Source organism: Pseudomonas sp. SED1 (assembly GCF_034044025.1).
GTDB lineage: Bacteria > Pseudomonadota > Gammaproteobacteria > Pseudomonadales > Pseudomonadaceae > Aquipseudomonas.
Map to the genome: position 1 here is coordinate 22,060 of NZ_JAXCIS010000177.1, position 24,236 is coordinate 46,295.

The window sequence follows — 24,236 nt, forward strand, 5'->3', positions numbered from 1 at the left end:
TAACAGGTGAATTTCGTGAGCCAGCCTACGCCAGCCGTGCGTACCTTCCAAGACTTGATCCTCGCCCTCCAGCAATACTGGGCCGAGCAAGGTTGTGTGGTACTTCAGCCCTACGATATGGAAGTAGGCGCCGGCACTTTCCACACCGCTACCTTCCTGCGGGCCATCGGCCCGGAAACCTGGAACGCCGCTTATGTGCAGCCCAGTCGTCGCCCGACTGACGGCCGCTACGGCGAAAACCCGAACCGCCTGCAGCACTACTACCAGTTCCAGGTGGTGCTGAAGCCGAACCCGGACAACTTCCAGGAGCTGTACCTGGGCTCGCTGAAACATGTCGGCCTGGACCCGCTGGTCCACGACATCCGTTTCGTCGAAGACAACTGGGAATCGCCAACCCTGGGCGCCTGGGGCCTGGGCTGGGAAGTCTGGCTCAACGGCATGGAAGTGACGCAATTCACTTACTTCCAGCAAGCCGGTGGCATCGAGTGCTACCCGGTGACCGGCGAGATCACCTACGGTCTCGAGCGTCTGGCCATGTACCTGCAAGGCGTGGATTCGGTCTACGACCTGGTGTGGGCTGACGGCCCGTTCGGCAAGGTCACCTATGGCGATGTGTTCCACCAGAACGAAGTGGAGCAGTCGACCTACAACTTCGAACACGCCAACGTCGAGAAACTGTTCGAGCTGTTCGACTTCTATGAAAGCGAAGCCAAGCGCCTGATCGAACTGGATCAGCCGTTGCCGTTGCCAAGCTATGAAATGGTTCTGAAGGCATCCCACACCTTCAACCTGCTGGATGCTCGCCGTGCCATCTCGGTCACCGCGCGCCAGCAATACATCCTGCGTGTACGCACCCTGGCACGTTCCGTCGCCCAAGCCTACCTGCTGGCTCGCGCCAAGCTGGGCTTCCCGATGGCAACCCCGGACCTGCGTGATGAAGTGTTGGCTAAGCTGGAGGCTGCACAATGAGTGCTCAAGATTTCCTGGTTGAACTGGGCACCGAAGAGCTGCCACCCAAGGCACTCAACACGCTGGCCGATGCGTTTCTGGCCGGTATCGAAAAAGGCCTGCAAACCGCTGGCCTGAAGTTCGCCGCGAAGAAGGTCTACGCCGCGCCGCGTCGCCTGGCGGTGTTGCTCACCGCGCTGGAAACCCAGCAGCCGGACCGCAGCATCAACCTCGACGGCCCGCCACGCCAGGCCGCCTTCGATGCTGAAGGCAACCCGACTCAAGCCGCCCTTGGTTTTGCCAAGAAGTGTGGCGTCGAGCTGAGCGAGATCGACCAGAGTGGCCCGAAACTGCGTTTCAGCCAGGTCATCACCGGTAAGCCGACCGCCAGCCTGTTGCCGACCATCGTTGAAGACTCGCTGAACGACCTGCCTATCCCGAAGCGCATGCGCTGGGGTGCCCGCAAGGAAGAGTTCGTGCGTCCAACCCAATGGCTAGTGATGCTGCTCGGTGACCAAGTCATCGATTGCACCATCCTCGCCCAGAAGGCCGGTCGTGATTCCCGTGGTCACCGCTTCCACCATCCTGAAGCCGTACGCATCACCTCGCCGGCCAACTACGCCACTGACCTGCGTGCGGCCTACGTACTGGCCGATGCCAATGAACGTCGCGAGCTGATCAGCAAGCGCACCGAAGAGCTGGCCCGCCTGCAGGAAGGCACCGCCATTGTGCCGCCAAGCCTGCTGGAGGAAGTGACCGCTTTGGTTGAGTGGCCAGTGCCGCTGGTGTGCTCGTTCGAAGAACGTTTCCTCGACGTGCCGCAGGAAGCGCTGATCACCACCATGCAGGACAACCAGAAGTATTTCTGCCTGCTGGACGTGGACGGCAAGTTGCTGCCGCGGTTCATCACCGTGGCCAACATCGAAAGCAAGGACCCGCAGCAGATCATCGCCGGTAACGAGAAAGTCGTTCGCCCGCGCCTGACCGACGCCGAGTTCTTCTTCAAGCAAGACAAAAAGCAGAAGCTCGAAGACTTCAACCTGCGCCTGCAAAACGTGGTGTTCCAGGAAAAACTCGGCAGCGTCTACGACAAGGCCGTGCGCGTCTCCAAGCTGGCGGCCTACATCGCGCCACGCATTGGTGGCGATGCTGCCTGGGCTGCGCGTGCCGGCCTGCTGTCCAAGTGCGACCTGGCCACCGAGATGGTCGGCGAGTTCCCGGAAATGCAAGGTGTTGCCGGTTACTACTACGCCCTCAATGATGGCGAGCCGGAAGACGTCGCCCTGGCGCTGAACGAGCAGTACATGCCGCGCGGTGCTGGCGCCGAGCTGCCAACCACCCTCACCGGTGCGGCCGTAGCCATCGCTGACAAGCTGGATACCCTCGTCGGTATCTTCGGTATCGGCATGTTGCCTACCGGCAGCAAAGACCCGTATGCCCTGCGCCGTGCGGCCCTGGGTGTGCTGCGGATCCTGATCGACAAGCAGCTCGACCTCGACCTGACCCAGGCCGTGGTATTCGCTGTCGGCCAGTTCGGTGCCAAGGTCAAGCAAGCGGGCCTGGCCGAGCAAGTGCTGGAGTTCGTGTTCGATCGTCTGCGTGCGCGTTACGAAGACGAAGGCGTTGACGTTTCGGTGTACCTGTCGGTACGTGCCCTGCAACCGGGTTCGGCGCTGGACTTCGACCAACGTGTACAAGCCGTTCAGGCCTTCCGCAAATTGCCGGAAGCCGGTGCCCTGGCCGCTGTGAACAAGCGTGTATCGAACCTGCTGAGCAAGGCCGACAACCTCGGCAATGCCGAAGTCGACCCGGGCCTGTTTGCCGATGCCAAGGAGTTCTCGCTGAACTCGGCCATCGCCAAGGCAGAAAACGCAGTGAAGCCGCTGATCGCCGAACGCAACTACGCCGAAGCACTGGCGCGCCTGGCCACCTTGCGTGAGCCGGTGGATGCGTTCTTTGAAGCGGTGATGATCAATGCCGAAGACGCGGGCGTGCGGAAAAACCGCTACGCCATGCTGGCGCGTCTGCGTGGTTTGTTCGTCAACATTGCTGACATTTCGACCCTGAGCTGATCATGTTGAAACTGCTGATTCTCGACCGGGACGGAGTGATCAATTACGACTCCGACGCTTACATCAAATCGGTGGCGGAATGGATTCCACTGCCCGGCTCGATCGAGGCCATCGCGCAGTTGAGCAAAGCGGGCTGGACGGTGGCCATCGCCACCAACCAGTCCGGCATCGCCCGCGGCTACTACGACATCGCCACCCTCGACGCCATGCACGCGCGCCTGCGCATGCTGGTGGCCGAGCAGGGCGGTGAAGTAGGGCTGGTGGTGTATTGCCCACATGGCCCGGATGAAGGTTGCGATTGCCGCAAGCCCAAACCGGGTATGCTTAAAACTATTGCTGAACATTACAACGTGCCATTGGCTGGGCTTTGGTTTGTCGGGGATAGCCTCGGTGACCTGGAAGCCGCCAAGGCCGTCGACTCTCAGCCAGTTTTGGTAAAAACCGGGAAAGGCGAAAAGACCCAGGCTAAAACCCTGCCGGTAGGCACCTTGATTTTTGACGATCTGGCGGCGGTTGCCGCAGAACTTATCAACAACTAGCAGCACTTCTCGACTTCCTGACCAAGGACTGTTCGGGAGCGCGCTTTTAACAGGCGGGCCTTGTCCCGCAACGGTAAATGCCGCCATGTCGATTTTGCAGGCCATCAGAACCTTCTTCTTTTACCTGCTGCTGGGCACCAGTTCCCTCCTCTGGTGCACCCTGAGCTTTTTTATCGCGCCGTTTTTGCCGTTCAAGGCGCGCTATCGTTTCATCAACGTCTTTTGGTGCAACTGCGCGTTGTGGTTGACCAAGGTGTTCCTGAACATTCGTTTCGAGATCAAGGGCGCCGAAAACGTCCCGGACCAGCCCTGCGTGATTCTGTCGAACCACCAGAGCACCTGGGAAACCTTCTTCCTGTCTGCGTACTTCTCGCCCCTGAGCCAGGTGCTCAAGCGTGAGCTGCTGTACGTGCCGTTCTTCGGCTGGGCCATGGCCATGCTGCGTCCGATCGCCATCGACCGCGACAACCCCAAGGCAGCGCTAAAGCATGTGGCGAAGAAGGGCGACGAGCTGCTCAAGGACGGCGTTTGGGTGCTGATCTTCCCCGAAGGTACACGCGTGCCCTACGGCACTGTGGGCAAGTTCTCACGCGGCGGTACGGCTTTGGCGGTAAACGCCGGCCTGCCGGTGCTGCCAATTGCCCACAACGCCGGCAAGTTCTGGCCAAAGACCGGCTGGGCCAAGCGTGAAGGCACCATCACAGTGATCATTGGCGAACCGATGTATGCCGAGGGTGTAGGCCCACGCGCTATCGCTGCGCTGAACGACCGTGCCCAGGCATGGAATGAAGCGCAACAAAGAGCCATGGGTTCGCTGCCGCCGGAGCCGGTCGTCGTCGACACTCCGGTGATTTGAGTTTCTGTGGATAACCTGTGTACGGTTTGTTGGCGAATCGTGCTTTTTCGATTATAGGCTGCTGATTTGCTTACATATTTCCTAAGCTCATAAAACAGCGAAAAAGGTGCATAAGTTTTTTCCGCATTAAAAAACCGGTCCTTGAGACCGGTTTTTTATGCACAGGTAAAAAGCAGCAGTTCACTCCTTCCATAACGGCAGTTGAAGGATGAAGGTCGTACCTTTATCCACCACACTTTCGCAGCCGATTCGCCCACCATGGCGATCCACGACGGCCTTGACCATGGTCAGGCCCAACCCCAATCCTTCACTGCCTTGAGCAGAGGCGAAGCGCCGGTATTGGCCAAACAATTCGGGTAAATCCTGTTCAGCGATTCCTCGCCCCTGATCGCTGATACGGCATTCCAGGCGATCTTCACTGCTGGTCAGGCTTAATGTGACGGTGGTGCCTGAAGGGCTGTATTTGACCGCGTTCTCCAACAGATTAAACAAGGCGCGGGTCAGCAGCGATTGATCCGCCCAGACCATCTCCTCGCCGTCGTCATCCAGGTTGCGAGCCAGGTGGATACCTTTCAGCTGGGCATGCACAGCGACTTGATCAAACGCGTCGAGCACCAGCATGGCGAACAGACTGGGCTGGAATTGGTATCCGTCAGATTCGGCTTTCGCCAGTTGCACGAAGGATTCGGTCAGGTTCAGGGCGCGGCGGACTTGCTGCTCGATCTGGGCAAATATCGGCGCAGCGGTGTCCTGAACATCCAACAGGGCCAGGATCGCCGAGTGCGGAGCACGCAGGTCATGGGACAGAAAGCGCAACAAGGTTTCCCGCTGCTGCTGGGCGTCGCGCTCGATACTCAGGTCTGTGAGGCTCAACAGCCAGCCCAGGGCCACATCCCCGTCTGCGGGCAGCAACGGGGCCAGGTCGAGGCGCAGGCTGCGATCAAGGGTGTCGCGAAATTCGACGATCTCCAGCGCCGACAGGGCAGGGCGAATGCCGTCCTGCAGCGGTGGATAACCCAACGCAGCGAGCTGCTCCAACAGGTTTTCAGCCACCAATTCATTGCCGAATACATCACGAGCAATCCGATTGGCCAGCAGGACATTGCCCTTGGGATCAGTAATCAAGGTCGCTACCGGCAAACATTCCAGGCCATCGGCCATAAAGCGGCGCGTGTCCCGGGTGCGGCTGACTGCTTGTTCCAGGGCGAAGATCCGTCCCTGTAATACATCACCCTGGCTGGCGGGCGCTCTACGCCGCTCAGGGAGCACTTTGGGTTCGTCGTCCAGGCGTGCCAGTTCCCAACCGAAATAGGCCAGGATCACGCTCAGGCGCCGCCAGTTCCAGATCAGGTAGCTGAGCAGCATGCCGATCAGGCACGCCGCCGGTGACCACCAATGGCCCAGGCGCAACAGGCCCCAAGAACCGAGAAGCGCGGCCCCCATGCAACCGACGGTCAACCACAGCGCATAACGCGGGCGAAACAACAGCAAGCCCAATAGCAGCGCGACCATGGCGGTGGCCAGCAGCGTTGCCATCCAGGCTGGCAGGTCAACAATGCTGCGCCCTTGCAGCAAGCCATTAAGAATGTTGGCCTGGATCTCCACGCCTGGTGTAGTGCCAACGCTGGCCGACAGCGGCGTGACATACCGGTCGCCCATGCCCGGCGCAGTGGCACCGATCAGGATCAAACGGTCTCGCAGCAACTCAGGCGGCACCTCACCGCGTAAAACGCTGATATACGGCACGCTGGGAAAGCCGGCATGGCTGGCAATGAACGGAATTCGAATGGAGTTTTCCCGCTGCCAATGGTTGCTGTCCACCGGGCCAAGCGCGCCCGGCATAACGGCCTGCTGGCCGCTCAGTTCAAACGCCAACCAGGCCAGTTGGGGCGTCATGTTCCCTGGCGGGCCTTCACGCAAATACAGGCTTCGAACGATACCGTCGCTGTCCGCTTCAACGTTGATATGGCCGACGCCCCTGGCGCAATCGCGCAGGGGCAGCACCGGCAGGATTTGCGCCACAGGTTGGTCAAAGCGGGGCGAGCCTTCACGAATCAGGGGCAACAGAACAGTGCCGGCGTTGCACATAGCCTCGGCCAGGCGCAGGTCATTGGCCGGCTCTCGGGCGGGTTCGCTGAAGATCACATCGAACAGAATGCCTGCGGGTTTGGCAACGCTCAGCCGATCAAGCAGGTCGGCGTGTACGCGCCGGGACCAAGGCCATTGGCCGAGTTCCTTCAGGCTTCGGTCATCAATGGTCACCAGCAAGATGCGTGGATCCACCGGCAACGGGGCCAGGCGGCGAAGACTGTCGTACAGCAGGTTGTTGAGGGAAAAGCCCGGGCTCAGGGACAGGAATGCCGTGATGGGTAACAGCAACAGGCTGACCCAGAGCCACTCGCGCACCAAGCCATTGAACAGCCGCTGAGCCTGGGTCGGTTGGCGCTTTTCAGCCCGGCGCCAAAGCCTCACCGGCGAGCGTCCGGGGCGCTATTGCACGCGGTTCGCGGGCGGGTAATAGAAGATGTCATAGACCCCGGTTTCTCCCTCAAGCCCGTGTTCATCATAGGCTGACAAACGAACGTGATAGAACGATGCTTTCAGCCCAGTGAAGCGCATTTGCGGCTTGTCGGAGAAGTTTTCCTGCTTGATGTTCAGAAACTCCTTATCGGTCGCGACCTGAGCCCTGTAACGCTGGGCGCCGGCTAACGGACGCAGAAAAAGCGTCCATATCGGCGCATCGCCTTTCTGCCCATCCTGGCCCACCAGACGTGGAGCATCCAGCAGTTCCACGGGCTTGAGTTCACCTTGTTTCTTGAATGCCAAACCCTGCCTCGCACCGACCTTTACTTCACCCGCAACCGGCCCGGTAATGGGCTTCTTCTTGATGGGTCGTAGAGTCGGTGGAGCGTCATCCCGATTGACCGCAACCTGCCCATTGAGCACTTCCACCAGCGATTGTTCGCCGTCGTTGCGCACGCGGAAATGTGTGCCGCGCACACCGAGCACGCCCACCGGGGTCACGATCTGGAAACGGTCGTAGTCACTGGCACGCTTGATGACATAAGCCTCAACCTGACCTTCTTCAAGAATGACCTGCGGAATAGATTGCTCCTCGACCAGGTGCAGTCGAACCTGGGAGCTGGACGGCAAGACAACCCGCGTACCGTCTCCCAGCAAAAGGCTGACGAACGCGTCCGGTGAGGTTTTCACACTCTCTTGTTCATCAATGACCATGCCTTCTGCCAAGGCCGTGGAAACGCCCTTGGCATCCAGCTTCCAGGCTTCGCCTGTCAGGTGCTGCACCACCGCCGGCAGAGGCTGCGCGCGGCACATCTGGTTGTCGTCAATGTAGGGGGCGCGGGGAGGGGCGGGACGTGCCAAGGCCGGCAAGCTCAATACGCCAAGCGTAACAATCAAGCCTGAGCCCAACAGCGTAGAAATGGCAAAGCGAAGTCGGCAGGTGAAAAAGGTCATGGCGCTCATCAAGATTCTAGTTCTAATGGGGCATCAGAAAGCACGTTCAGGAAGCGTCTTGCGCGGGAAGACCTTGAATACCGACTACGATACTCGATGAGGTATCCAGTCGATAGCCAAAATGTCTGGGGCGTGGGATCTATGGCAGAAGATGACACATCCCTGTGCCGGAGCAATTCCCTCGCTCCAATCCGTGTGTCATCCAGCGAGAGCGAATTTACCTACAAGACAGGTGTGCCGGACCGAATCGCAAAAATTGTTCAGATTTGGCGGTGCTTAAAACACCCAGCGTTGATTCTGCTGTTGTTCACCGAGTTGCTGAAGCGGCGAGCTGGCGAAGCCCATACCGTTACCCGGTTCGCTCAGGGTTTGACGTTCATCGAACGAAGCAGGTATTACCGGTTTGGATGCCCCTACCGTTTCCGTCCCCAAGGTTGCCGCCATTACCACCAATACCATTCGCCCCCATACATTAATCTTCTCCAGAACCGCCGCACGTCCCGAAACAGCATAAAGCCAGATTGCCATTGATCCTTTTCCTGAAGGTCCCGAGCCGGTATCTTCCCAGCTTGGGTATTACGATTTCCAATGGCTTACGGCCATTTGATATCAGCGTACCGAGAGATTCAAAGGGCCTGAGAATCTGGCCATAATTGTTCAGATTCATGCCTGCATTCTTAATCAGAAAGGACCCTGCCATGCGTGTCGCAATACTGGATGACGAACATGCAGAACTGCGGCGGGTGGAACAGACACTGCGACAAATCCCCAGCGCCGCGGATCAGCCTTGGAGCCTGCACTGCTTCGAGCGTGGAGAAGACCTGCTGCGCCAACTGCGCCGGGAAACCTTTGACCTGCTGATCCTGGATTGGCAACTGCCTGACCTCAGCGGCCTGGCATTATTGCGCTGGACCCGCGAGCACATGGAAGCGCCACCCGCCGCCATCATGCTCACCAGCCGAGATGCCGAGAGCGATATCGTCCAGGCGTTGAACAGTGGCGCCGATGATTACGTCAGTAAGCCATTTCGCCCTAACGAGCTTAAGGCACGGGTCAATGCGGTGCTGCGGCGCCACGGACTGCAAAAGTCTGCAGCCAGCGAAGTGCTGACCTTCAACGACCTGACGTTCGATGATGCTGAACTCACGGTGAGCAGGGCGGGGAAACCTATCAACCTGACAGAACGCGAATACCGCCTGGCTCGGTGCCTGTTTGAGAACCTGGCGCGGCCACTGTCTCGGGAATATCTGTATGAGCGGTTCTGGACCCATGAGGAAATGGTCTCGTCGCGGCCCCTGGATACGCATATTTATCGGCTACGGAATAAGCTCGGGCTGACGGCGGAGCGGGGGTGGCAGCTGCTCACGATTTATGGGTACGGGTATCGCTTGGAGAGTGTGACGGCTGCCTCCGACGAGTGAGATGTTCCACGTGGAGCATTTGTAAAATGCCCAAATCCCACCCAATAAAAAAGGCCAACGCTTAGCGTTGGCCTTTTTGTTTGCGCTGCAACCTGATCAGAAGTCCAGGTTGGACACCGCCAAGGCGTTGCTCTCGATGAAGTCACGACGAGGCTCGACCGCATCACCCATCAGGGTGTTGAAGATCTGATCGGCGCCAATGGCGTCTTCGATGGTCACACGCAGCATGCGACGCTGAGCTGGGTCCATGGTGGTTTCCCACAGCTGATCCGGGTTCATTTCGCCCAGACCTTTGTATCGCTGAATGGTGTGACGCTTGGTGCTTTCAGCCATCAACCAGTCCAAGGCTTCCTTGAACTCTTTGACCGCTTTCTTACGCTCGCCACGCTGAATGTAAGCACCATCGTCCAGCAGGGTACTCAGTTGCGCGCCAAGGGTGACAACCGTCTTGTAGTCGTTGCTGCCGAAGAAGTCGCGGTTGAAGGTGACATAGTTCGACAGGCCGTGGGAGATCAGTTCGACCTCTGGCAGCCAGACGTTACGTTCACGGTCTTCACGCAGGCTCGCTTTGTAAACCAGGCCGGATTTTTCGACGGTACGCAGACGGACTTCGTACTGGGCCAGCCAATTCTGCATGTGAGCGTGGTCGCCCAATTGCTCAAGGCTGACGGCTGGCAGGTAGATGAAGTGCTCGGTCAGCTCCTGAGGGTACAGGCGCGACAAACGCTTGAGGGTCTTCATCACCATGCGGAAATCGTTTACGAGACGCTCCAACGCTTCACCGGAGATCCCCGGGGCTTCGTCGTTCAAGTGCAGGCTCGCATCTTCCAGGGCCGACTGCGTCATGTACTCTTCCATGGCGTCGTCGTCTTTGATGTATTGCTCTTGCTTGCCCTTTTTCACTTTGTACAGCGGCGGCTGGGCGATGTAGATGTAGCCACGCTCGATCAGCTCAGGCAACTGACGGAAGAAGAACGTCAGCAGCAGGGTGCGGATGTGCGAACCGTCGACGTCAGCATCGGTCATGATGATGATGTTGTGGTAGCGCAGCTTGTCGATGTTGTACTCGTCGCGGCCGATGCCACAGCCCAGGGCGGTGATCAAGGTGCCGACTTCCTGCGAGGAAATCATCTTGTCGAAGCGCGCCTTCTCGACGTTGAGGATCTTACCCTTCAACGGCAGGATGGCCTGGGTGCGACGGTTACGACCCTGCTTGGCGGAACCGCCAGCAGAGTCACCTTCCACCAGGTACAGTTCGGACAGGGCAGGGTCTTTCTCTTGGCAGTCAGCCAGTTTGCCCGGTAGCCCAGCGATATCCAGCGCGCCTTTACGACGGGTCATCTCACGGGCTTTACGCGCCGCTTCACGAGCCCGCGCCGCGTCGATCATCTTGCCGACAACCAATTTGGCTTCGTTCGGGTTTTCCAGCAGGAAGTCGGAGAAGTACTTACCCATTTCCTGTTCAACGGCGGTCTTCACTTCGGAAGACACCAGCTTGTCTTTGGTCTGGGAGCTGAACTTCGGATCCGGAACCTTGACCGAAATAATCGCGGTCAGGCCTTCACGGGCATCGTCACCGGTGGTGGCGACTTTATGCTTCTTCGCCAGACCTTCTGCTTCGATGTAGGTGTTCAGGTTACGCGTCAGTGCCGAACGGAAACCCACCAGGTGAGTACCGCCATCGCGCTGAGGAATGTTGTTGGTGAAGCACAACAGGTTCTCGTTGAAGCTGTCGTTCCACTGCAGGGCGATTTCCACGCCGATGCCGTCTTCACGCTGGATGTTGAAGTGGAACACCTGGTTGACCGCAGTCTTGTTGGTGTTCAGGTATTCAACGAACGCCCGCAGGCCACCTTCGTATTTGAACAGCTCTTCCTTGCCGCTGCGTTCGTCTTTGAGGACGATACCCACACCGGAGTTGAGGAAGGACAGTTCACGAATCCGCTTGGCCAGGATGTCCCAGCTGAAGTGGATGTTCTTGAAGGTTTCGTCGGAAGGACGGAAATGAATCTGGGTACCGGTGGTTTCGCTTTCACCGACGATTTTCATCGGTTCTTGCGGAACGCCGTGAACGTAGGTCTGCTCCCAGATCTTGCCGCTGCGACGCACGGTCAGCACCAGCAGTTCGGAGAGGGCGTTCACCACGGAAACACCTACACCGTGCAAACCGCCGGATACTTTGTAGGAGTTGTCATCGAACTTACCGCCGGCGTGGAGCACGGTCATGATGACCTCTGCTGCCGAAACGCCTTCTTCTTTATGCACATCTACCGGGATGCCGCGACCGTTGTCGCGCACGGTGATAGATTCGTCCGGGTGGATGATGATGCTGATGTCGTCGCAGTGACCGGCCAAAGCTTCGTCGATCGAGTTATCGACCACCTCGAACACCATGTGGTGCAGACCGCTGCCATCATCGGTATCACCGATGTACATACCGGGACGTTTGCGTACGGCATCCAAACCTTTAAGCACTTTAATGCTGGTCGAGTCGTACGTATTCGTATTTTGTTCGCTCATGCCTTCACTCCCGATGGTCGTGGGTCTGGGTGATACGGCCTTGTTCCACGTGGAACAAAGCGACTGGCGTTTCCGTCTGCCAGCCTTCCCTCAATAATTCGTGGTCTACACAGGTGATAAACACCTGGCAGCGTAAGTCTTCCAACAAGCGGCATAACGCGCGGCGGTGCTGCTCGTCCAGTTCGGACGGCAAGTCATCCACCAGATAAATACATTGCCCGCGCCGGGCCTGGCTAACCAGATGCCCTTGGGCGATACGCAGGGCACAGACCACCAACTTCTGCTGACCGCGGGACAAGATTTCCGCGGCATTATGTGCGCCCAATCTAAGGCGCAAATCAGCCCGTTGTGGTCCGGCCTGGGTGTGACCAATTTGCTGATCCCGCTGTAAGGACGTCGCGAGCACTGCACTCAGTTCCCGGTCTTTGTCCCAACCACGGTAGTAGCTCAACGTCAGCCCCTCGAGTTCAAGCAACTCGCTCAAGGTCTGCTCAAAGACTGGTTTCAAGGCTTTGATATAGGCGCGGCGGTATTCATCTATTTCAGCGCTGGCCAGGCACAGTTCCCGGTCCCAAGCAGCTTGCGAAGCGGCGTCAAGTGTACCATGCCGCAGCCACGAGTTCCGCTGCCGCAGGGCCTTCTGCAGGCGCTGCCAAGTGGCCATAAAACGCGGTTCCACGTGGAACACTCCCCAATCGAGGAATTGCCTGCGGATTTTTGGCGCGCCTTCCAGCAAACGAAAGCTGTCCGGGTTGATCAGTTGCAGTGGCAGGATTTCCGCCAATTGCGCAGCACTGCGAGCATTCTGCCCGTCGATGCGTATTTGAAACTCCCCCTGACGATCACGAGAAATCCCCAGGCTGCTATGACCGCCTTCCGCCAATTCGACTTGGCCAAATACCGTGCACGCCAGTTGCTCGTACTGGATCACCGGTAACAAGCGGGCACTGCGGAAGGAACGGGCAAGCCCCAGCAAATGAATGGCTTCCAGCACGCTGGTTTTGCCACTGCCGTTGGCGCCGTGGAGGATATTGATGCGGGGAGAGGGGGAGAAGGTCACCGGGTGCAAATTGCGCACCGCGGTGACCGAGACGCGACTGAGGGACATCTAGCTTCTGCTGAACATGATTACAGGCGCATCGGCATGACAACGTAAGCCGAGTCATCGTTGTCGGATTCTTGCACCAGGGCGCTACTGTTGGAGTCGGACAGGATCAGGCGAACCTGTTCGGTGGTCATCACACCCAGCACATCCAGCAAGTAGCTGACGTTGAAGCCGATTTCCAGGTTGCCGCCGTTGTAGTCGACGCCCACTTCTTCTTCCGCTTCTTCCTGCTCAGGGTTATTCGCCTGAATTTTCAGCTGGCCGTTGGCCAATTGCAGGCGAATACCGCGGTACTTCTCGTTGGAAAGAATGGCGGTACGGCTGAACGCTTCACGCAGGGCCTGACGATCACCGATCACCAGCTTGTCGCCGCCTTTAGGCAGGACACGCTCGTAATCCGGGAACTTGCCGTCAACCAGCTTGGATGTGAAGGTGAACTCGCCAGTGGTCGCACGGATGTGGTGCTGGCCCAGGACGATGCTGACATTGCCATCCGGCTCGGTCAGCAGGCGCGCGAGCTCCAGAATACCTTTACGCGGCACGATCACCTGGTGGCGATCCGGCTGACCGATATCGGCTTTCATCGAGCACATGGCCAGACGGTGACCGTCAGTGGCAACGGCGCGGATGATGCCTTCTGAGACTTCCAGCAACATGCCGTTCAGGTAATAACGCACGTCCTGCTGGGCCATGGCGAAGCTGGTGCGCTCGATCAAGCGGCGCAGCCGGCTTTGCTCCAGGCTGCAGGTCAGCGAGCCAGGACCTTCTTCCACGGTCGGGAAGTCGTTGGCTGGCAAGGTCGACAGGGTGAAACGGCTGCGACCGGCCTTGACCACCAGCTTCTGCTCATCAACCTTGATGTCGATCAGCGCGTCGTTGGGCAGGCTCTTGCAGATGTCCATCAGCTTGCGCGCCGGCACGGTGATCTCGCCAGGTTCGGCAGGTTCTTCGAGCTGGACACGACCAACCAGTTCGACTTCGAGGTCGGTACCGGTCAAGGACAATTGCTGGCCTTCCACAACCAGCAATACGTTGGAAAGCACCGGCAAGGTCTGTCGGCGCTCGACGACGCCTGCGACCAGTTGCAGGGGTTTCAACAGGGCTTCGCGTTGAACGGTGAAATGCATGGTCTAGTCCCTTGCCTTAATAAGCTGCGCTGGTGTTCATCAAGTAGTCAGTGTACGCAGCAGGTTCTTGTAGTCCTCGCGAATATCCGCGTCGGATTCCTTAAGTTCGTTGATCTTGCGGCACGCGTGCAAAACCGTAGTGTGGTCGCGACCGCCAAACACATCACCAATTTCCGGCAGGCTGTGGTTGGTCAGCTCTTTGGAGAGCGCCATCGCTACCTGACGGGGACGTGCCACCGAGCGCGAACGGCGCTTGGACAGCAGATCGGAAATCTTGATCTTGTAGTACTCGGCCACAGTACGCTGGATGTTATCCACACTCACCAGCTTGTCTTGCAACGCCAGCAGATCTTTCAGGGATTCGCGGATCAACTCGATGGTGATGTCGCGGCCCATGAAGTGCGAGTGAGCGATGACACGCTTGAGTGCGCCTTCCAGCTCACGCACGTTGGAACGAATGCGCTGGGCGATGAAGAACGCGGCGTCGTGAGGCAGGTCGACTTTAGCCTGGTCGGCCTTTTTCATCAGGATCGCGACGCGGGTTTCCAGTTCCGGCGGCTCTACCGCAACGGTCAGGCCCCAGCCGAAGCGCGACTTCAGGCGCTCTTCCAGGCCTTCGATTTCCTTCGGATAACGGTCACTGGTCAAGATGACCTGTTGGCCACCTTCGAGCAACGCATTGAACGTGTGGAAAAACTCTTCCTGGGAACGTTCCTTGCGGGCGAAGAATTGAATGTCATCGATCAGCAAGGCATCAACGGAACGGTAGAACCGTTTGAACTCGTTGATTGCATTGAGCTGCAGCGCCTTGACCATGTCGGCCACGAAGCGCTCCGAGTGCAGGTACACGACCTTGGCATTCGGGTTCTTCTTTAATAGGTGGTTACCCACGGCGTGCATCAAGTGAGTTTTACCCAAGCCAACGCCACCATAAAGGAAGAGCGGGTTGTAACCGTGCTTGGGGTTGTCGGCGACCTGCCAGGCAGCCGCGCGGGCCAGCTGGTTGGATTTACCTTCGACAAAGTTCTCAAAGGTGAACGTGCGGTTCAGATAGCTGGTGTGCTTGAGCGCACCTTCGACCTGAACGGTGCGCTGTTCAGCACGAACCGGAGCCTGTTGTGAGCTGGCGCCGGCCATTGGGTCAAAGCTGTCGCGGGACGGCTCTTCATTTATAGGCGCGTTTTTCTGCGACGAGGATTTCGAAGGCGTCTGGGCAACCGATGCAGGCGAGTTATTAACAGGTGCCGCTGCGGCCTGAGCCTGCGAGGCGCTTGCTGCCAACGGTGCATTCGGCGCAGCACGAGGTACCGAGCTGCGTTTGCTGCCTATTAATAAGGAGAGCACCGGAGCAAGCCCGTTGCCATGTTCATCGAGCAATTCGAGAACGCGGCTCAGGTATTTCTCGTTGACCCAGTCGAGAACAAAACGATTAGGTGCGTAGACACGCAACTCGTCGCCTTCGGCTTCGACCTGTAGCGGACGGATCCAGGTGTTGAATTGCTGGGCAGGCAGCTCATCGCGCAAAAGCTCCACGCACTGCTGCCAAAGTTCCACTGACACGGATATCCCCTAAGTTGAAAGCCGGTGAGGCAAAAACAGCCGCCATTGTAGCGGCCAGCCGTCCACTTATCCACATGTAGCTTGCTCACAGGGCGCCAAGAATCAACGCCTTAACCGTAAAAAAGGCGACAAATGGTCTGTGCATAAGCTCTGTGGATAAGCGCCCCTAAGCCCGTTGTACAAGTGGGGTCGAAAGTCTGTGGGTAACTGGCCTGTGGATAAGTAGCCATTCCACACACAGCTTATCCGATGGCGCAGCACAGGCAGAGCACCGTTTCTCCCCCATGTTGTCATTCTCTGTACACCACGTGGAATATGGCCTTAAGGCAGTTATCCACAGAAGATCGCCTCCCTAGCTTTTATAAGCTTTACAGAAAAGCTTTAAATAACATCCTTCTTTATTTTTATATCTATGGCATTGCTCGTGAAAGACGAATCGCCCGGATTCGGTCCAGAGGCCTCCAGATATCTAATTAAAGGAAAAGCTGGTTGGAAATTGACCTAGAGGCTTGCTTTCTCTAGAATCGCCGGTCTCTTAAAACGGGGGCCATTCCGGCCCGTTGTGGACGAACCAGGTAACACGCCATGAAACGTACTTTCCAACCAAGCACCATCAAACGCGCCCGTACTCACGGCTTCCGTGCTCGCATGGCCACCAAGAACGGCCGTGCTGTCCTGTCGCGTCGCCGCGCCAAAGGTCGTGCGCGTCTGGCAGTTTGATAATCCGGTACTGGTGGTGAGTCAGGACTTCAGTCGGGAAAAGCGTCTGCTAACCCCCCGGCATTTCAAGGCAGTCTTTGACTCCCCCACCGGCAAGGTTCCGGGGAAAAATCTCCTGCTCCTTGCGCGTAACAACGATCTGGATCACCCCCGTCTCGGGTTGGTGATCGGCAAGAAGAGCGTAAAGCTCTCCGTTGAGCGCAATCGCCTCAAGCGTCTGATGCGCGAATCGTTTCGCCTCCACCAGGAGACTCTGGTTGGTTGGGATATTGTTATCGTCGCGCGCAAAGGCTTGGGGGACGTAGAAAACCCCGAATTGATTCAGCATTTCGGCAAGCTCTGGAAACGTTTGGCTCGTACCAACAAGCCAGCACCAGCTGTCAGCACCGAAACTGTAGGGGTAGACAGTACTGATGCGTAAACTGGCGCTCGTTCCGATCCAGTTTTACCGCTATGCCATTAGTCCCCTGATGGCAAACCACTGTCGTTTCTACCCCAGTTGTTCCTGCTACGCGTTGGAAGCCATAGAAAATCATGGCCTTCTGCGCGGTGGCTGGCTGACCTTTCGTCGTTTAGGTCGCTGTCATCCGTGGAATCCCGGTGGTTATGACCCGGTTCCGCCTATCCCTACCTCCCGTTCTTCTTCGATGGCCGAGTAATCATGGATATTAAACGCACGATCCTGATCGTCGCCCTGGCAATCGTGTCCTACTCTATGGTTCTTAAGTGGAACCAGGATTATGGCCAAGCTGCCCTGCCGACTCAGAATGTTGCTACCAATCAGTCGGCGCCGGCTATTCCGGATACGCCACTGGGTAACAATGCTGCCGCCAGTGCCGATGTACCCAGCGCGAATGCCGATACCAGCACCCCGATAGAAACCCCGGTCGTCACCAATAAAGATCTCATCCATGTAAAAACGGATGTACTGGACTTGGCAATCGATCCACAGGGTGGTGATATCGCCCAGCTGAAATTGCCTCTGTATCCACGTCGCCAAGACCACCCGGATGTTCCGTTCCAGCTGTTCGATAACGGCGGCGAACGTGTATATCTGGCACAAAGTGGCCTGACCGGTACTGACGGTCCGGATGCTCGTGCTACCGGTCGTCCGGTTTATTCGACCGAACAGAAGACTTATCAACTGACTGATGGCCAGAACCAGTTGAACGTTGACCTGAAATTCAGTCACGACGGCGTCAACTACATCAAGCGCTTCAGCTTCACCCGCGGTTTGTACGATCTGAAAGTCACTTATCTGATCGACAACGAAAGCGCCAAGCCGTGGACTGGCAACTTGTTTGCCCAGCTCAAGCGTGACAACAGCGCCGATCCTTCTTCCAGCACTGCCACCGGCACCGCGACTTACCTGGGCGCCGCCCTGTGGACAAGTAACGAGCCGTACAAAAAAGTGTCGATGAAAGATATCGACAAGGGCGCGCTGAAAGAAACCGTTCAAGGTGGCTGGGTCGCCTGGTTGCAACACTACTTCGTGACCGCATGGATCCCGAACAAGGGTGATGCCAACCTGGTTCAAACCCGCAAAGACAGTCAAGGCAACTACATCATTGGCTTTACTGGCCCGACGTTGACCGTCGCTCCGGGTGCCAAGGCTGAAGCCAGCGCTACGTTGTACGCCGGTCCGAAAAGCCAGGCTGTGCTGAAAGAGTTATCCCCAGGTCTGGAACTGACTGTGGATTACGGCATTCTGTGGTTCATTGCCCAGCCTATCTTCTGGCTGCTGCAACATATCCACAGCATCGTCGGCAACTGGGGCTTCTCGATCATCCTGCTGACCATGTTGATCAAGGGGATCTTCTTCCCACTGTCGGCTGCCAGCTACAAGTCGATGGCACGTATGCGTGCCGTGGCCCCGAAACTGGCCGCGCTGAAAGAACAACATGGCGATGACCGGCAGAAAATGTCGCAGGCCATGATGGAGCTGTACAAGAAAGAGAAGATCAACCCGCTGGGTGGATGCTTGCCGATTCTGGTGCAGATGCCGGTGTTCCTGTCGCTGTACTGGGTGCTCCTGGAAAGCGTGGAAATGCGCCAGGCTCCGTTCATGCTGTGGATAACTGACCTGTCGATCAAAGACCCGTTCTTTATCCTGCCGATCATCATGGGCGCGACCATGTTCATCCAGCAGCGTCTGAACCCGACTCCGCCGGACCCGATGCAGGCCAAGGTAATGAAAATGATGCCAATCATCTTCACCTTCTTCTTCCTGTGGTTCCCGGCTGGTCTGGTGCTGTACTGGGTGGTCAACAACTGCCTGTCGATCTCCCAACAGTGGTACATCACACGTAAAATCGAAGCGGCTACCAAAAAAGCCGAGGCGTAATTTACTCTGTGGATAACACCACTCAAGACGCCCCCTAGTGGGGCGTTTTGCTTTCCGTCACTTTTATCCGGGTACTCGCCATGAGCGCTTCTCGTGAAACCATCGCCGCTGTCGCCACCGCTCAAGGTCGTGGTGGCGTCGGTATCGTTCGTATTTCCGGGCCACTCGCCGGCGTGGCGGCCCTGGCCATCAGTGGACGGGAGCTGAAGCCGCGGTATGCGCATTACGGGCCGTTTTTAGGTGCTGATGAAGAGGTGCTGGATGAAGGTATTGCCCTTTATTTTCCGGGGCCGAACTCCTTTACCGGCGAAGACGTCCTGGAACTGCAAGGCCACGGTGGCCCGATCGTTCTGGACATGCTGCTGCAACGTTGCCTGCAGTTGGGTTGCCGCCTGGCACGCCCGGGTGAATTCAGCGAACGCGCGTTCCTCAACGATAAACTCGACCTGGCCCAGGCCGAGGCGATTGCCGACCTGATCGAAGCCAGTTCTGCACAAGCCGCGCGCAATGCATTGCGCTCGTTGCAGGGCGCATTTTCCCTGCGTGTGCATAACCTCACCGAGCAATTGATCAGCCTGCGTATCTACGTGGAGGCCGCAATTGATTTCCCGGAGGAAGAAATCGACTTCCTTGCCGATGGCCATGTCCTGGCGATGCTGGATAAAGTCCGTGACGAGTTATCCACAGTCCTGCGCGAAGCCGGGCAAGGTGCCTTGCTGCGTGACGGTATGACGGTGGTGATTGCCGGCCGACCCAACGCCGGCAAGTCGAGCCTGCTCAACGCTCTGGCAGGGCGAGAAGCGGCCATCGTTACCGAGATCGCCGGCACCACCCGGGATATCTTGCGCGAACATATCCACATCGATGGCATGCCACTGCATGTGGTAGACACGGCCGGGCTGCGTGACACCGATGACCAGGTGGAAAAGATCGGTGTGGAACGCGCTTTGAAGGCGATCACAGAGGCCGATCGTGTGCTGCTGGTAGTGGATGCCACCGCGCCAGAGGCAGCAGATCCGTTTGCGCTGTGGCCGGAATTTCTCGAACAACGGCCAGACCCGGCCAAGGTCACGCTGATTCGAAACAAGGCCGACCTGACGGGCGAGGCGATCGCCCTGGAAGTCAGTGAGGACGGCCACGTGACGATCAGCTTAAGTGCAAAGTCTGCGGGAGAGGGACTGGAACTGCTGCGCGATCATCTAAAAGCGTGCATGGGCTACGAGCAGACCTCGGAAAGCAGCTTCAGCGCTCGTCGCAGGCACCTGGAGGCGCTACGGCATGCCAGCGCCGCCCTCGAGCATGGTCGCGCGCAGCTGACGCTGGCAGGAGCCGGTGAGCTGCTGGCTGAAGATTTACGTCAAGCGCAGCAGCTGTTGGGTGAGATCACCGGCGCATTCAGCTCCGATGATTTGTTGGGGCGGATTTTTTCAAGCTTCTGTATCGGGAAATAGCCGGGTTATCCACAGCTGGCACGTCACCAGTTGTAGGAAACTGTTCCGAGTAGCGTCCGGCTTTCACCCCAATAGCAGCGGCCCGCATCGTTGCAGCCGGACACATACTCCTTGTCGAACAGGTTCTTCGCGTTCACGTCCACCGACCAGTGCTTGTCAATCTGGTAACCGATGGCGGCATCCACCAACGTTACGCTTCCAGCATCCAGCTTCCCGTAAAGGGAAGGCGCGGTGTAAGCGAAAGTGCTGTCGAAGTAGCGCATGCCGCCGCCCACGGACAAGCCCTTGAGTTGGCCATCAAGAAAGCGGTACTTGCCCCAGACCGAAGCCTGATTACGTGGGACACCGGTCATTTGGTGACCTTCCACGAGCGACGTTGCCGAATCCTTGGTAATCCGAGCATCGGTGTAAGTGTAGGCCGCAGTCACGTTCAAATTGGGTGTGAGGTTGCTGTTGACCTCCACTTCCACGCCCTTGGCCCGGCTTTCGCCCACCTGGCGGTAGGTATTGGTAGTGGCGTCGAGGTACGTGTCGTCCTGCTTGCGCAAGTCATATACCGACAACGTCATCGCCGTGTCCCAGCCTATCGGCTCGTACTTGAGGCCTACTTCGTATTGACTGCTGGTGATCGGGTCCAGCGGTGTGCCGGCATTGGAGATCTGCTGTACCGGGACGAACGCGGTCGAGTAGCTGACATACGGCGTCAGGCCGTTGTCAAACTGGTACATGATCCCGCCCTGATAGGTGAATTTGCGGTCTTCAGAGCTGATATTACCGGCCTTGGCCACCTTGTCGCGAAAATCACTGTCGACCCAGTCCTGGCGTCCGCCGAGCAAGAATAACCAGTGGTCATACTTGCTCTGGACCTGTGCATAAACACCTTTCATCTGCTGTTCGAGCAAGGTGTTTTGCACCGCGAGAGGCGTCAATGGGTCTTTCAGGTATACCGGGTTATACACATTGATCGTGCCTGCAAATCCGGCATTCCAATCCTGGCTGAACGAGGTACGGTCATAGCTGGCACCAAACAGCACGGTATTTTCCAGGCCTCCCACCTGGAATTTGCCTTCCAACTGGTTATCCAGCGAGTAGACCATCGATTTGTTGTAGCGGTCGTAGGCATTCATGTTCAGCTGGGTGCCGAACCCCGCATTATTCAGGTTGCCTGGCCAGGTTTCATGGCGGGTGATTCGCGACTGCATGTAACGAGAGTTCTGCCGAAACTGCCAGTCATCGTTGAAGCTGTGGCTGAACTCGTAGCCGGTGCTCCAGGTTTCCCGTTCGAAGGTGTTCCAGTCCGGGTCGCCGAGCATGGTGTGCTTGGAGAGCTTCCCGTTGGGGTTGGTCAGTAACGTGCCGGCGACAGGTAGGCCAAGTTCAAGATTAGTGTGGTCTTTCTGGTAGTTGGCCAGCAGCGTCAGGGTGTTGTAGTCGTCGAAATTGAGGGTAAGGGACGGTGCGATATACAGGCGGTCATCGGGAACGTGATCAGTCTGGGTGTCGGACTTTCTGCCGAGCATCACCACGCGTCCAAGAATATTGTCGTTGTCGTTCAACGGACCGGAGATATCCACACCCACCTGGCGGCGATTATTCGAACCGTAGGTCAGCTGAACTTCGCCTTGTGGTGTAGCTGTCGGGTGTTTACTCACCAGGTTGACCAGACCACCGGGTGCATTTTCGCCGTAGAGCAGGGAAGAAGGGCCACGGAATATTTCTACCCGTTCCAGCCCATAAGGTTCGCTGGTGGTGTCGTACCGGTTGCCTTGTACTCGCAAGCCATCGCGCAGCAGGCCGTAGCCATAATCCGTGGCGTTGAAGCCGCGAATGAAGAACAGGTCACCGGCCAGGCCGTCGCCCGCAGCGAAGGGAGGGGCAAAGATTCCCGGCACATAGCCCAGCACTTCGGTGAGCGTCTGGGATTTTTGATCCTTGATGCGCTGGCCGGTCACCACTGACACCGAGCGCGGAGTTTCCGACAACGGTGTGCTGGTCTTGGTACCGATTCGGCTGTTTTGCGCCTTGTAACCGACGTCCCCGGCAATCTCCTGATTGAAACCGGCCTGTTGGTAAGTGCTGACAGTAGTCGGGGCCAACATGAGTTGTTCCCCGCTCGTGGCCGGCTGCAGCGCGTAGCTGCCGGGGCCTTGAGCCGCCGCCTGCAATCCCGAGTTCTGCAGCAATAACGCAAACCCTTGTTCCACCGAGTAGTCACCTTCCAGCCCAGGACTTTGCAAGCGCGCCGTCTGCTGCGGCGAGAATGACAAAATCACATTGGCCTTCGCCGCGAACTGGCTCAAGGCATTGTCGAGTGGCCCGGGGGCGATCACGTAATGTTGCACCGAGCTGGCAGCAATCGCCTGGGTGCATAACAAGGTGCTGGCAGTCGCTGCCGTGGTCAGCAGTAAGCTATATGTGATGCCGTGACAGGAGAGACGCTGGCGAAATTTTGTAGGAAGGCGCATGTGTGAGTAAGCCCTGAAGGTAGCATCGTGATTACCTGTAGGGCCGCGCCAGGTAAAAAAAAGATAACCCCTGCTGAGAGTATTTTTTCGCTATCAACCTGTAAGCGTGACGGCGACCCAGTAGCGGGTGAAATACTTCACCTGGATCGGCAATGTGACCTGCAGGTTGGCCAGTACGGCGTCGGTGGAATCCAGGCGGAAGGTGCCGGACACCCGCAGCCGGGCTGATGCAGCGTCGCACTGCATGACGCCCGGCCGATAGCGCGCGAGTTCGTCGATGACATCCCCCAGTCGCGCGTCCAGAACGATCAGTTGGCCGTCGACCCATGCGGCTTGGTTCCTGCGATAGATATGGCTGGGGCCTACGTCCAGCGTGCCGAAATCGGCAGTCTCACCGGGGCCGAGCAGTCGGCCATGACCCGGTTGGTCGACGGGTTGCACGCTGACCCGGTCATCCAACACGCCAACCCGGGTTGACCCCTGCAATTGGCGAACAGTGAACCGCGTGCCTAACGCTTGAACACGACCTTCACGGGTTTCGACATAAAACGGTGTGTGCCGCCCCGACTTGCCGGTGTGGATAAGTACTTCCCCCTCACGCAAACGGACCAGTCGCTGCTGCCCATCGAAAAGTACGTCGATCGCGGTATGGGTATTGAGGTCAATTTGAGTGCCGTCGGCCAGTTCGATTCGCCGTCGTTCGCCGACCTTGGTTCGATAGTCAGCCCAAAGGTTGCCCAGGGAAGTGTGTTGTTGAACGTTCCACCCCAAGTACCCGGCGGCGCCGAGCATCAACATCAGCTTGAGCACTTGGCGCCGCTGTTGACTGGTCGAGAGCGCGCGACGGGTGAAATCCTTGGGTAGCGCACCGAGGCCACGTTGCAACTGTTCCATCTGGTTCCAGGCTGCCTGATGGGAAGGATCGCCGTTGAGCCATTGCTGCCAGGCACTGTGTTGCGCAGGTGTCGGTGGTTGCGATTGAAATCGCACGTACCAACTGGCGGCGGCTTCGAACGTCTTGCGATCCGGGGCGGCCATTACGCGCCCGCCATGATCAGGGCACATTCTGTCAGGGCGCGGACCATATGTTTCTTGACGGTGGTCAGCGAGACCCGCAGCTGATTGGCGATCTGTTGATAAGTCAGGCCTTCGACCTGGGACAGCATGAAAATTCGCCGAGCCCGCTCACCCAGCCCATACAAGGCTTTATCCACAGCCACGAGGGTTTCAATGATGATCGCCTTGTCTTCTTCACTGATTGCGGTTGCTTCTGGCCGGTCTGCGAGGGTTTGCAGATAGGCTTGTTCAATGGCGCGGCGGCGATAGCGGTCAATCACCAGTCCCCTGGCAACAGTGGCCAGATAGTCCCTGGGCTCAAGGATCTGCGCCGCATTGCGGCCACCCAGAATCCGCACGAACGTATCGTGTGCCACATCGGCTGCATCGCAGGCGTTATGCAACTTTCCCTTGAGCCAGCTGTGCAACCACGAATGGTGCTGCTCATAGATGTGCTGGACTGCAAGGGTATGCGGGGGAAGGGACATGAGAGGTGACGAGGTAGGTTAATGATAATAACTATTATTAACTGCCGTGACGCTTTCTCACAATAGGCCTGCCATCAACCCGTTTCA

At 57.8% G+C, this 24,236-nt stretch carries 20 protein-coding genes; 10 read left to right on the forward strand and 10 right to left on the reverse strand.

From position 1 onward, the window contains the following. Positions 1-15: 15 nt before the first annotated feature. From glyQ to SNL23_RS22705, 4 genes are all read left to right on the forward strand, one after another. Entirely contained in the window at positions 16-969 is a 954-nt protein-coding gene (gene glyQ, locus SNL23_RS22690) for a glycine--tRNA ligase subunit alpha (RefSeq protein WP_003213601.1), read from the forward strand. Further along, entirely contained in the window at positions 966-3,020 is a 2,055-nt protein-coding gene (gene glyS / locus SNL23_RS22695; RefSeq protein ID WP_167664613.1) for a glycine--tRNA ligase subunit beta, read from the forward strand. The genes glyQ and glyS overlap by 4 nt, the downstream gene beginning before the upstream one ends. After that, positions 3,020-3,559, forward strand: coding sequence for a D-glycero-beta-D-manno-heptose 1,7-bisphosphate 7-phosphatase (gmhB, locus tag SNL23_RS22700; RefSeq protein ID WP_173860314.1), 540 nt, complete (start codon positions 3,020-3,022; stop codon positions 3,557-3,559). The genes glyS and gmhB overlap by 1 nt, the downstream gene beginning before the upstream one ends. A gap of 85 nt (positions 3,560-3,644) precedes the next feature. Beyond that, a complete protein-coding gene (locus SNL23_RS22705; protein ID WP_167664611.1) occupies positions 3,645-4,415 on the forward strand; it encodes a lysophospholipid acyltransferase family protein in 771 nt (256 codons plus the stop codon). A 180-nt stretch (positions 4,416-4,595) separates the two neighbouring features. Here the strand turns inward: SNL23_RS22705 and SNL23_RS22710 are convergent, their stop codons facing one another. The 3 genes from SNL23_RS22710 to SNL23_RS22720 all read right to left on the reverse strand — a co-directional run bounded on the left by SNL23_RS22710 (position 4,596) and on the right by SNL23_RS22720 (position 8,420). Further along, positions 4,596-6,887, reverse strand: a complete 2,292-nt coding sequence (locus SNL23_RS22710; RefSeq protein ID WP_318303597.1) for a CHASE2 domain-containing protein — start codon at positions 6,885-6,887, stop codon at positions 4,596-4,598. Positions 6,888-6,905: 18 nt separating this feature from the next. Next, complete coding sequence (locus SNL23_RS22715; RefSeq protein ID WP_256670858.1) at positions 6,906-7,901, reverse strand: FecR family protein; 996 nt, start codon at positions 7,899-7,901, stop codon at positions 6,906-6,908. Positions 7,902-8,168: 267 nt separating this feature from the next. Continuing rightward, on the reverse strand, positions 8,169-8,420 hold the full coding sequence (locus SNL23_RS22720; RefSeq protein WP_318303598.1) for a hypothetical protein: 252 nt from the start codon (positions 8,418-8,420) through the stop codon (positions 8,169-8,171). A 170-nt stretch (positions 8,421-8,590) separates the two neighbouring features. On the opposite strand from SNL23_RS22720, the gene SNL23_RS22725 reads away from it, so the two are divergent. Continuing rightward, complete coding sequence (locus SNL23_RS22725) at positions 8,591-9,313, forward strand: response regulator transcription factor (RefSeq protein WP_318303600.1); 723 nt, start codon at positions 8,591-8,593, stop codon at positions 9,311-9,313. Positions 9,314-9,409: 96 nt separating this feature from the next. Here SNL23_RS22725 and gyrB read toward each other — a convergent pair whose 3' ends face one another. Genes gyrB through dnaA form a run of 4 tightly spaced genes read right to left on the reverse strand, consistent with a single transcriptional unit; the run spans position 9,410 to position 15,625 of the window. Beyond that, positions 9,410-11,833, reverse strand: a complete 2,424-nt coding sequence (gene gyrB, locus SNL23_RS22730) for a DNA topoisomerase (ATP-hydrolyzing) subunit B (RefSeq protein ID WP_076013269.1) — start codon at positions 11,831-11,833, stop codon at positions 9,410-9,412. A gap of 4 nt (positions 11,834-11,837) precedes the next feature. Beyond that, a complete protein-coding gene (recF, locus tag SNL23_RS22735; protein ID WP_318303602.1) occupies positions 11,838-12,941 on the reverse strand; it encodes a DNA replication/repair protein RecF in 1,104 nt (367 codons plus the stop codon). Between the two features lie 20 nt (positions 12,942-12,961). Continuing rightward, on the reverse strand, positions 12,962-14,065 hold the full coding sequence (gene dnaN / locus SNL23_RS22740; protein WP_318303603.1) for a DNA polymerase III subunit beta: 1,104 nt from the start codon (positions 14,063-14,065) through the stop codon (positions 12,962-12,964). A gap of 39 nt (positions 14,066-14,104) precedes the next feature. Beyond that, on the reverse strand, positions 14,105-15,625 hold the full coding sequence (dnaA, locus tag SNL23_RS22745) for a chromosomal replication initiator protein DnaA (RefSeq protein WP_076013268.1): 1,521 nt from the start codon (positions 15,623-15,625) through the stop codon (positions 14,105-14,107). A 585-nt stretch (positions 15,626-16,210) separates the two neighbouring features. Between dnaA and rpmH the strand changes: the two genes are divergently transcribed. The 5 genes from rpmH to mnmE all read left to right on the forward strand — a co-directional run bounded on the left by rpmH (position 16,211) and on the right by mnmE (position 20,140). Beyond that, positions 16,211-16,345 carry a 50S ribosomal protein L34 gene (gene rpmH, locus SNL23_RS22750; RefSeq protein WP_003213577.1) on the forward strand — a complete coding sequence of 45 codons (135 nt, stop codon included), beginning with the start codon at positions 16,211-16,213 and terminating at the stop codon, positions 16,343-16,345. A 16-nt stretch (positions 16,346-16,361) separates the two neighbouring features. After that, the gene (gene rnpA / locus SNL23_RS22755; RefSeq protein ID WP_010168490.1) at positions 16,362-16,766 is read left to right on the forward strand and encodes a ribonuclease P protein component; all 405 of its coding nucleotides are present in this window, start codon (positions 16,362-16,364) and stop codon (positions 16,764-16,766) included. Then, the gene (yidD, locus tag SNL23_RS22760; RefSeq protein WP_003213574.1) at positions 16,759-17,004 is read left to right on the forward strand and encodes a membrane protein insertion efficiency factor YidD; all 246 of its coding nucleotides are present in this window, start codon (positions 16,759-16,761) and stop codon (positions 17,002-17,004) included. Before rnpA ends, yidD begins: the two co-directional genes overlap by 8 nt. A 2-nt stretch (positions 17,005-17,006) precedes the next feature. Then, on the forward strand, positions 17,007-18,689 hold the full coding sequence (yidC, locus tag SNL23_RS22765) for a membrane protein insertase YidC (protein WP_318303605.1): 1,683 nt from the start codon (positions 17,007-17,009) through the stop codon (positions 18,687-18,689). 80 nt (positions 18,690-18,769) lie between these two features. Then, positions 18,770-20,140: a tRNA uridine-5-carboxymethylaminomethyl(34) synthesis GTPase MnmE gene (mnmE, locus tag SNL23_RS22770; RefSeq protein ID WP_318303607.1), complete on the forward strand. Its 1,371-nt coding sequence runs from the start codon at positions 18,770-18,772 to the stop codon at positions 20,138-20,140. A 23-nt stretch (positions 20,141-20,163) separates the two neighbouring features. Here mnmE and SNL23_RS22775 read toward each other — a convergent pair whose 3' ends face one another. From SNL23_RS22775 to SNL23_RS22785, 3 genes are all read right to left on the reverse strand, one after another. Then, positions 20,164-22,605: a TonB-dependent siderophore receptor gene (locus SNL23_RS22775; RefSeq protein WP_318303608.1), complete on the reverse strand. Its 2,442-nt coding sequence runs from the start codon at positions 22,603-22,605 to the stop codon at positions 20,164-20,166. Between the two features lie 93 nt (positions 22,606-22,698). After that, positions 22,699-23,643 carry a FecR domain-containing protein gene (locus SNL23_RS22780; protein ID WP_318303609.1) on the reverse strand — a complete coding sequence of 315 codons (945 nt, stop codon included), beginning with the start codon at positions 23,641-23,643 and terminating at the stop codon, positions 22,699-22,701. After that, entirely contained in the window at positions 23,643-24,149 is a 507-nt protein-coding gene (locus SNL23_RS22785; protein WP_076013263.1) for a sigma-70 family RNA polymerase sigma factor, read from the reverse strand. The genes SNL23_RS22780 and SNL23_RS22785 overlap by 1 nt, the downstream gene beginning before the upstream one ends. Positions 24,150-24,236: the final 87 nt, after the last annotated feature.